General features: G+C 26.5%; 12 protein-coding genes. 1 reads left to right on the forward strand and 11 read right to left on the reverse strand.

The genetic code is table 11. The features are described from left to right. Positions 1-157 precede the first annotated feature (157 nt). The 9 genes from LQE93_RS16260 to LQE93_RS16300 all read right to left on the reverse strand — a co-directional run bounded on the left by LQE93_RS16260 (position 158) and on the right by LQE93_RS16300 (position 7,701). Complete coding sequence (locus tag LQE93_RS16260) at positions 158-1,099, reverse strand: hypothetical protein (RefSeq protein ID WP_231074515.1); 942 nt, start codon at positions 1,097-1,099, stop codon at positions 158-160. A gap of 33 nt (positions 1,100-1,132) precedes the next feature. After that, a complete protein-coding gene (locus LQE93_RS16265) occupies positions 1,133-1,591 on the reverse strand; it encodes a lasso peptide biosynthesis B2 protein (RefSeq protein WP_231074517.1) in 459 nt (152 codons plus the stop codon). A 78-nt stretch (positions 1,592-1,669) separates the two neighbouring features. Beyond that, positions 1,670-1,966 carry a lasso peptide biosynthesis PqqD family chaperone gene (locus LQE93_RS16270; protein ID WP_070205683.1) on the reverse strand — a complete coding sequence of 99 codons (297 nt, stop codon included), beginning with the start codon at positions 1,964-1,966 and terminating at the stop codon, positions 1,670-1,672. A 24-nt stretch (positions 1,967-1,990) separates the two neighbouring features. Then, positions 1,991-2,905 carry a hypothetical protein gene (locus tag LQE93_RS16275; RefSeq protein ID WP_231074519.1) on the reverse strand — a complete coding sequence of 305 codons (915 nt, stop codon included), beginning with the start codon at positions 2,903-2,905 and terminating at the stop codon, positions 1,991-1,993. 491 nt (positions 2,906-3,396) lie between these two features. After that, positions 3,397-3,615, reverse strand: a complete 219-nt coding sequence (locus tag LQE93_RS16280) for a hypothetical protein (RefSeq protein WP_231074521.1) — start codon at positions 3,613-3,615, stop codon at positions 3,397-3,399. 265 nt (positions 3,616-3,880) lie between these two features. Further along, the gene (locus LQE93_RS16285; protein ID WP_231074523.1) at positions 3,881-4,480 is read right to left on the reverse strand and encodes a YdcF family protein; all 600 of its coding nucleotides are present in this window, start codon (positions 4,478-4,480) and stop codon (positions 3,881-3,883) included. A 183-nt stretch (positions 4,481-4,663) separates the two neighbouring features. Beyond that, complete coding sequence (locus LQE93_RS16290) at positions 4,664-5,755, reverse strand: nucleotidyltransferase domain-containing protein (protein WP_055266122.1); 1,092 nt, start codon at positions 5,753-5,755, stop codon at positions 4,664-4,666. Positions 5,756-5,779: 24 nt separating this feature from the next. Then, complete coding sequence (locus LQE93_RS16295) at positions 5,780-7,009, reverse strand: nucleotidyltransferase domain-containing protein (RefSeq protein ID WP_231074524.1); 1,230 nt, start codon at positions 7,007-7,009, stop codon at positions 5,780-5,782. A gap of 227 nt (positions 7,010-7,236) precedes the next feature. Beyond that, a complete protein-coding gene (locus tag LQE93_RS16300; protein WP_331000435.1) occupies positions 7,237-7,701 on the reverse strand; it encodes a DnaB-like helicase C-terminal domain-containing protein in 465 nt (154 codons plus the stop codon). 96 nt (positions 7,702-7,797) lie between these two features. Here LQE93_RS16300 and LQE93_RS16305 point away from each other — a divergent pair, with 96 nt between their 5' ends. Next, on the forward strand, positions 7,798-8,097 hold the full coding sequence (locus tag LQE93_RS16305) for a hypothetical protein (RefSeq protein WP_055266116.1): 300 nt from the start codon (positions 7,798-7,800) through the stop codon (positions 8,095-8,097). A 200-nt stretch (positions 8,098-8,297) separates the two neighbouring features. On the opposite strand, the gene LQE93_RS16310 is transcribed toward LQE93_RS16305, so the two are convergent. Then, entirely contained in the window at positions 8,298-8,795 is a 498-nt protein-coding gene (locus LQE93_RS16310; protein ID WP_231074528.1) for a hypothetical protein, read from the reverse strand. A 166-nt stretch (positions 8,796-8,961) separates the two neighbouring features. Further along, complete coding sequence (locus tag LQE93_RS16850) at positions 8,962-9,096, reverse strand: hypothetical protein (RefSeq protein ID WP_269144418.1); 135 nt, start codon at positions 9,094-9,096, stop codon at positions 8,962-8,964. Positions 9,097-9,321: the final 225 nt, after the last annotated feature.

Genomic DNA, 9,321 nt, shown 5'->3' on the forward strand with positions numbered 1-9,321 from the left:
TAGACCTTTGCAATAGAAATATTGTTAGGGAATCTAAACAGAGTTTATAGTTAGATAGGGTTGTAATTTGTACAACCCTATTTTGAGTACAATATCAACAATTTAATCTAACAGAGCCTTATTTTTTTATATCAACATAAGTACTAAAAATTAATACTTATAATGAAATACACTTTCTATCCCATTTAAATAATTCTTCTTTAATCAGCTCTATTTGCTCATTAACTGTAAATTCATCTTTAGGTCTAATCATTCTATATACATTAATATCTTTAGTTACCTTTAAGCATTTTTTTAAATATTCTCTATCTAAACCTGCTAATTGATTTACATATCCTCTATATATATTTTTCATTATAGTATTCATCTTTTCTGAGCCTCTAAGTTCTTTTATTTCAACGTCTTCAACATCTCCTACCATAATTTCAAATATTGCTGATAATTTTATAGGTTTATTTATAAAATCTGATTTTGATGGAATTGCATATTTATCTCTTCCTTCATCTATTCTTATAAAATTCCCTGTATCATATCCAAGCTTTCTTACTGCATCTCCGCATAGCTTTTGTTGTGGATATGCTGGATAAACCATAATTTCATCCTTTATATCTATAGCTGAAACATCATCTGCTACAAGCTTTGCTCCATTTAGTCTTAATGCTGAAGTTAATGTAGATTTACCTGCTCCAGTGTCCCCTGTGCAGATTATAGCTTTATCATTAAATACTACTGCTCCTCCATGAATCGCCACAATATTTTTTTGTATTAGCAACAATCCAAAGGCACTTCCAAGTATATATGTTTTTATATAATGATCTTCAATATCTCTATATGGCTCAACTACTATCTCTTGTCCATTTCTTATATAATATGTTGCAATACCCTTAATATAGAACCACATTTCATTTTTTCTAAAACCTTCTAGTATTCCTTGATTCTTTGCAGTATTTATACTTTCCGGCATCTTATCAATATATATAGTTACATCTATATTAGCTTTATTTTCATCATTTAAAATAACGAGTTCTTGTATTTTAATTTCTGACTCTATATTTAATCCATAAACTTTGTAATAATATTTCATTTTATTCTCTTCCATATAAACTCTCTTTATATTTTCATAATTTAATTACTAATTAGCAAACTTAGCTACAACAGCATATCCATCTTTGTTAGCTCCGCCAGTTACATAATATTCTCCACACCTTAGCCATGCGTGCGCCAGCATATTGTTATTCCTATCTTTTTTTACACCCAGGTAAAGTGTTGTAGATATTTCTTTTTCTTTTAATAACTTTTGAGCAGTGAGTGCTTGCACCAAGCATTTACTCTCCCATGGCGTATGTCTTGAAACTATACTTACAATCTCTGATACATCTACTGCTTCTTTATATATATTTTTATCTACTTCTTCTGGTGATTCTTCCTTGACCTTCCCCATACGCTTTCTAAGCTTATTAAAAGGAACAAAAAGAATAAATGCTCTGGCACAACCTGTATATATAAAAGCCTTACCATATTCAATTTTCAATTTACTATCTAAATTTATAAATGTCCTGCACTTTTTTAATAATATTTTTACTTTACTCATATGTTTTCTCCATATATTTACAAATTTTATATGTAGAAAATCAACTGTATTAACAACGTTGATTCCATTATTTAAACATTAACTCACTTTTATTAAATCAGCCTCATTTAAACTTTTTAAGAATTCTAAAACCTTGTCAGTGCATGTTTGTTCATCAACATCATATTCTTCACGTAGTTTTTCAACTATTCCCTTAACGTGTATTGGAGTTTCGATAATTTCCCATATTCTACTTCCTACTTCATTCATCATAAAATATTGTCCTTTATCAAGGTTCATCATTACCTTTTCTCCATCAAGATCTGTATCATCAATATCAAAATTTTTACTTATTTTAGTTTCTAATTCTATTTCCTTTACTAATTTAAAATTCATATCTAATCCATCCTCTCATATTAATTAAATTGCTTTTTCTTCTATATTAATAAAAGTATCTTCAATAAGATTTATTTGTTCATTTACTGTAAAACCTTCTTTAGGTCTTGTAACCTTATAACATGTTATATTTTTTGCAATATCAACGCATTTTTTTATAAATACAGGAGTCATACCTCCCATAAATCCTAAAAATTCTTGCCTATATACATTCTTCATTATTAACATTAACTTTTCTTGACCTATTACTTTATCTATAGTTACCTTATCAACATCTCCTACCTCTAGCTTAACTATTGATGTTAACGGAGCTGATTTATCATAAAAACTATCAAAAGCTGGAACTATATATTTTACCTTATCTTCTCCAACGATTGTTGATAACCCTTCTCTTTCATACCCAAGACTATCCATAGCATCATCACATAACTTTTGATATGGAAACCCTGGATACACATAAGGTACTTTATCAAAATAAGTAGCGGCTACATCATCAGAAATAAATTGATATCCCTTATTTCTTAAAGCTGTTGTTAAAGTTGATTTACCTGTCCCTCTATCCCCTGTAAATATTACAGCATTACCATCAATATTTATAACTCCTCCATGAATTGCAACTTGCTCTCTTTGAAGCATTATAAATCCCAAGCAGCTACACATTAAATAAACTCTAAGTAATGTTTCATCATGATTTTCACATGGCTCAACCAATATAGTTTTACCATTAGTTATGTAATAGGTAGCAATATTATCTATATGAAACCATACGTTTGTCTTAGAATAAGAACTTCTACTTCCCTTAGATATCATACTCTTAATATCATCAGGTGCCTGCCCTAAAACAATATCTATGTCATTATTTTCATTCTCACTTTTTATAAACTCTTTAATTTTAATATCTGATTTAATCTTTAATCCGTAAACTATATAATTGTACATAGTACCCCTCACTTAAATTAAATATACCTTTATTATATATATATATCATTTTTTCAAATATCAATATACCAACTAAAGTCGTATATTGATATTTAATCTAACTAAATCTTAAGAGAATGTTAGTATTTACTCACCACATTCTGGTATCAATATTGGTGGTGCTGATTTAACTATCGGTTGGTTTGGACATGAATTTCCTTAATTGTGATGATGTCCACCTCTGTGTTTCTTTTCTCCAATTGCGACTGCCAATACTTCTCCTTGTTCACAATAACAAGTTTATTCTTTAGTCTTATTTAATTCTAGCTCTTTTAACTCTGGATTGTTCCAATTCTTTTTTATCTCAAAATTTCTCCACTATCTAATCTTAAAATTTATATATTTTAAAATAAAATCTACTTAGTTATATCTTCCTACAAATATATCTATTATAGAAAAACTACTAAAATCGTAGTTTTCCTATAATATTAATTACATTTTCAACTTATTAATTATGATGTTGCTTGACTTGGATTATAAGTACATTTATATTTTAAACATGTCCAATCAAACACTCTGTATTTACAATTAAAAATACTTGGATCCGCATATGCACAATAACATGTTGTTTCAATACCATCTTCTGGCTTAGTCTGATCTACACATTCATCATTTCTAGTTTGTATTAACTTTAGATCTTTCAATTCTGGATTGTTCCAATTCTTTTTCATTATTATTCTCTCCTATCTATAAACAAAAATTTTCAAACCCACACCATACTCTAATTTTGGTACCGTAAAGTAGTTAGTAAGTTTTAATTCCGTTGATCAACCGATATTTATATTCTACCATAATTTGTAAATATTTTCTAGTATTTCTATGTCATAAATTCCTTTTTATTTCTACATATATTCACATTTATTCATTTCTTATAGATTTTAAAACTTAATATTTTTTATATTTTTTAAATATAATTAATTCTTCTATTAAAGCTTCTTATATATAACCTTTTGTCCAATATCCCATAAGTTTTAAATACTCACTTATAAGAATCAATATACTATTTCCACTTGTCCACCATTTTGTTGTAAACTTTTCTTCTGTTGCGTGAGCAATCATAACTTTAACCTGTTGTCCATCTATTGAAGTATTTTTTAAGACTTTTTCCATAGCTAATTTTGATCTTCTTGAATGGTATTCTGAAGTAACTACTATTATTGATTTAAAGTTATTTTCTTCTATAATTTCCTTAGTAAATTCAGCATTTTCATGTGTTGTTGATGCTTTGTCATCTATTAGTATCTTTTCTTTTGGAACCCCTAGTTTAATGGCATGATTTTTCATAAGCTCTGCCATAGTTACATCATCATAAACTATTCCGCCTGATAATATTAAGTAATCTCCTAATCCTTCTTTTAAAATTTCAACACCTTTCTCTGTTCTTGGACCATTATCTCCACTAAATACTACTATTGCATCTGCTTTATGCAATTCATCATTTACTATAAGAAAATTTCCTAAATTAGCAACTAATATAATAGCTATTAAAACTATCATTGCTAAAATAATTATTTTTTTATTTTTACTTATCTTCATTATATTTCTCCTAGTCCTAATATTATTTATTATTTTTATAACAGGAAAAGCTACGAAAAATCGCAGCTTTTTTACCAATTTTATACTCTTTTAATTGTAGCAAAGCACACTATCCTAGTCACTGCTTAGCAGTCTTCTGGATTCGACATAGTCTACTTTTGATCTGTGAATATTTATTCACACCTATATTTCCATCCATTCTAATAGTTTTTCTCTAGTTACTGGGGAATTTAATTCGTTTATCCACTCTTTAGTTTTATTTATTGTTTTCATTACATACTTTATAATTAAATTATTGCTTTCTTCTATCTCTTTATCTGTGCAAACCATAGCTGCTATTTCTTCCTTACTTTCTTTATTAAAACTATCATTAAATATTTCATTTATTAACGCATCAACATATTTTTTATTATTTATCTTTTTAATATCAAAGTCTTTTGGAATATCTACTTTAAGAAGCTTGTTACATAATATAAATATTATTAAACTAGATTTTTCTGCTCCATACATTCCAGCTTTCATTAAAAAGCTATCCCAATTTACTAATTTACCTTTAATTTGCACTAACATGGCTAAATCACATAGTTCTTTAAAATCATTTGTGCCCTTATATATATTATCTTCTATCTGCATACATAGTCTTACAGCAAAATCTTCATAATCTAAAGAAAGTACTTCAGTTTGTCCTAATTCTAATTTTATAGCTCTTTTCCATACCGTTCTTTCATATATGATTAATTCTTTATTTTCGTCATTTTTATTGCATAAATGATAATAAATAATTAATTCACTTTCTTTATCGTCAATAAAAGTAATTTTATATTCATCTTTATTTTCTTCTAATATTTTATAATTTGATGCAAACAACAATGCTTTAACACTTTCAGTATCTTCCTCTTGGATTAGCAGTTCAATCTTATTACATTCTCTCATTTCTGGATAATAATATAATTCTTTAGTAGCTAGATTTCCTAAAACAATAAATGAAATCTCATTATTATTAAAAGCTTTTGATATTTTATCTAGTTGTACTATAACTTTCTTTTGGTCTTCCTCAATTAGATTTACCTTTATTTTTAATCTATTTAGTATCTCTTCTGATACTATTGTTGTCAAATCATTATTTTTTATATTTTCGTATACTATTCCTTCTACTTTATACCTCTCTATTAACTCTAATACTTGTTCCCATTTAATATCTGTATATATACTAGGTTTTTCTTCTTTAAGTGAATCTGAAAGTATCCTTACAAACTGATTTTGTATATCTTCCATTATTAACCTCTCATTCACTAAATTTTATAATTCTAATTCTTTTAGTAATTTATTCCTCTTATTAGCTACAGATACAGTTGATGTAGCCATCTTCATCTTACTGCTAAAATTATAGTCCTTATTTAAAATACCCTCTATTAAGTGATGTATCCAAGCTATTGGAGCTAAAAGTATAAATTTCTTTGCGTAGTTATATTTATCGCTCATTTGGCTTATTGGTGGAAATAATAATTTCATGAACTTTTTAATTATGCTTACACTTCCATCTGCTGCACCTTCTCCCTGATCAAATGCAAATTCTGCTGCAAAAACTCTATCATTGCTCTTCTTACCATGAACTCCACTATCAAATATATCTTGTATAAGCTGTTCAATATATTTATTTTTTATATTCTTTTCACCTTTTATCTCTTTAGGCATTTCCATATCAAATAGCCTGTTACATATATTAAAAATAGCTATAGCAAAAGTATATACTCCACATTCCTTTGATTTATTTAAGAATGCTTTCCAATCTATCAAGTGACCTTTTTTCTCAACTAATACTACTAAATCTGTTAATTGTCTTACTCCAAATCCACTATAAGCAAGGTGAACTGCCATATGTGTACATAAATGAACTGCTAAATCTTCTAATGAAAGTGATTTAGTTTTTACTCCACCAACAGTAACATCCATAGCATCATCCCATAGTTTGTCTTCGAATGACTTATCGCCTTTGAAGAACCTATCATTTATTAAAGTCCAATGAACTTCAAACACAGTACTACCTTTATAAAAAACTATATGTGCGCCATGATCATCCTTTTCCTTAATTTGATTAAAGCCCGAAGAAATCATAAGAGCGCTTACTTTTTCTAAATCCTCTTCATGAACAAGTACATCTGCATCACACATAGTTCTAAGGTCAGGTATTGGATAATAATCTCTAACCACTAACCCCTTTAAAACTATTATAGGAATTCCTGCATTATTAAACCTTTCTAGAACTGAAGCTACATTTTTTATATGTGATGACTGTGTAATACTAGATTTAAATACATTCTTTTTTAATGTACTTAATGTACTTTCATCCATTATATTTAATGCTTCTGCTCTATTTATGCTTGAATATATAAGCGGTGTTACTTTATGAGCTTCTGATTCTTCTAATACTTCATTCCAATTTATCTTTTCATCACTTTTAAACTTAACATTTTTCTTTCTAATTGCCGCACTTAACATGTATATGATTTGTCTTTGTGTATTATCCATACTTTTTCCCCCATATCATACATAACTCTTATTTACATATTATACCAGTATTTTTACTTATTTACATTATTTTCAATAAGTCATATTTCTACATTTTTTATTTATAATCTTATAACTCTTTAAATTAAATTTTTAGTTACTAAATACTGATATAAAAAAAGATTTGGATATATAATTACCATACCCAAATCTAATAACTTCCTAATTTCTTTCTAAGTTTAATATAATTAAAAATTGCTTACTCTAGAACATTTACCTTCCCACTTCAACGCACTAGTTCCTATTTCCCCATGTCTATTTTTCATTATAATCGCATTTATGCAGTTAGGATTTTTATCTGCATCCATTGAATAATAATCTATCTTACATTTTTTAAGCATAAAATCTCTATAAGCTTTATCATCAAGCTTTAAATCTCTATATAATCCAATGACTTGGTCACTATCTTGTTCAATCCTAACACTGTCTTGAATATCACTTGTACTTAATCTATCTAGAAGTATTTCCCCACTTTTTTTATCTACACCTCTATTCGCTTGAGCTACTAATACTACACAAATGTCTTCCTCTAAAGCTAAATCCTTAAGCTTCCCAGTTATTCTTCCAATCCTGTTTGTCATCAATTCTCTATCATCATAATTTACATATTTATTAATATAATCAACAAATTCGTCTAAACATGTAATTGATATTCACTAAATCCCACAGTAACATTAGATAACATTTCCTCATATTATGTATTAAAAAAATTATATTTGATAAATAAAAAAACTAAGGAGGAACCCGTTATGTCTCTATACAAAGTTACAACAACCTTTGCACTTATTACGGACAAACCTAAATTAATCTCTAAACCATTAGGTATACTAATTAAAGACGACATAATTGAAGTAATAAAATTTTATAATAATTGGGCTTACTTTAAATATAATGATCAGGATTCATATACCCATTCATATAACTTGGCAGAGCTTACTAAAGAAAACTATTTAAAAGATTATGAAAATAATGAAGATGATGAGTTTTGCGGTTTAACTCCTTCAATGATTTCTAAGGATATAAGTTTTGATGATAATAAAAAGGAGTAAATAAAAAACACTGCATATTATTGCAATGTTTTCTTTTAAAATTTATTTTATTCTTTTTAATGTGTTCTTCTTCTAATGAATTACTTAATATTCTTTTTTCTATTATTCACCACATTTATTCAATGCATGAACTTTTATATTATTTAATAGTTTATATTCAAATCAACATTTTTTCTTTACAATTAATTTAATTATTACTACTATTGCTCAAATTCACTACTAGTTATTGATTTATATATAATAAACCTATTATATATATTTTGTATGAACTCAACCATTTTTTCTTCTATATTTGACATCAATTTAATCCTAATTTTTTCAATTGCAAAACAAACTAAAAATATAATCATTGGCATTATAAATAAGGCTAAAATATATATTACACCAGTAAGCTTCTTTACGCTTAATAAATTATTAAAAATATAATTACTTGTAACTGGATTCATATGAATTATATATGCAGCGAAGCACCCCATAGCTAAGTTATTTATTACCTTAGAATCAATATTTATATTTTTAAATGCCATAAATAAAGTTAATGCTCCTAATAATACAAATATTGAATCATAACTTATAAATGTATTAAAATAAAATCCAAAAACAACTGTTAATATATGGTTTGATAAAAATAATAATACTGATATCACTATATATAAAGAAATATAGATTTTAAAATTTCCTTTATCTTTATAATACAAGTTAATGTATCTTCCTATAAAATATAAATTTATAAAATTTAGGCTTTGTTTTAAAATAGTGTTGAAATTAGCATAACATAATAGGATGTCCAAATGGACATCCTATTTGAATCGTAATATACTAAAATTACGAACTAAATAAAGGATTTAATATAAATATTTACTCTTACTTATTTTCTCTATCCTCTGCTTCTTTTTTATTAATTTGTAATATTATAAAAATAGATAAAAGTATTCCAACACCTGCTATTAACATAAGTTTGAAATTATTTATTGATAAAAATACATCCACTAATAACATAAAAATCCCCATAATTACGGCAAATATAATAAATATTATATTACGCTTTTTATTTTCCATATAATTTTATATCCTTCCCTATGATATAGTTAAATCACAATATATAACAATTGTTCATCAATCATTATATTAATTGTACACTAAAAATAGTAAAATCAAAACAAATTTTACCTTTTATACATATATTGGTCTTCTAATTTTAAAATCCTTTATTAAAGATATAGA

Origin of the sequence: Clostridium sp. NSJ-145 (genome assembly GCF_021044725.1) — a bacterium.
Taxonomy (GTDB): Bacteria; Bacillota; Clostridia; order Clostridiales; family Clostridiaceae; genus Clostridium; species Clostridium disporicum_B.

Bases quoted from the DNA above. Each gene is read 5' to 3' on its own strand.
- LQE93_RS16285 (WP_231074523.1), bottom strand. From the start codon at position 4,480: ATGAAGATAAGTAAAAATAAAAAAATAATTATTTTAGCAATGATAGTT.
- LQE93_RS16305 (WP_055266116.1), top strand. From the start codon at position 7,798: ATGTCTCTATACAAAGTTACAACAACCTTTGCACTTATTACGGACAAA.
- LQE93_RS16260 (WP_231074515.1), bottom strand. From the start codon at position 1,099: ATGGAAGAGAATAAAATGAAATATTATTACAAAGTTTATGGATTAAAT.
- LQE93_RS16295 (WP_231074524.1), bottom strand. From the start codon at position 7,009: ATGGATAATACACAAAGACAAATCATATACATGTTAAGTGCGGCAATT.
- LQE93_RS16280 (WP_231074521.1), bottom strand. From the start codon at position 3,615: ATGAAAAAGAATTGGAACAATCCAGAATTGAAAGATCTAAAGTTAATA.
- LQE93_RS16270 (WP_070205683.1), bottom strand. From the start codon at position 1,966: ATGAATTTTAAATTAGTAAAGGAAATAGAATTAGAAACTAAAATAAGT.
- LQE93_RS16850 (WP_269144418.1), bottom strand. From the start codon at position 9,096: ATGTTATTAGTGGATGTATTTTTATCAATAAATAATTTCAAACTTATG.
- LQE93_RS16290 (WP_055266122.1), bottom strand. From the start codon at position 5,755: ATGGAAGATATACAAAATCAGTTTGTAAGGATACTTTCAGATTCACTT.
- LQE93_RS16265 (WP_231074517.1), bottom strand. From the start codon at position 1,591: ATGAGTAAAGTAAAAATATTATTAAAAAAGTGCAGGACATTTATAAAT.
- LQE93_RS16275 (WP_231074519.1), bottom strand. From the start codon at position 2,905: ATGTACAATTATATAGTTTACGGATTAAAGATTAAATCAGATATTAAA.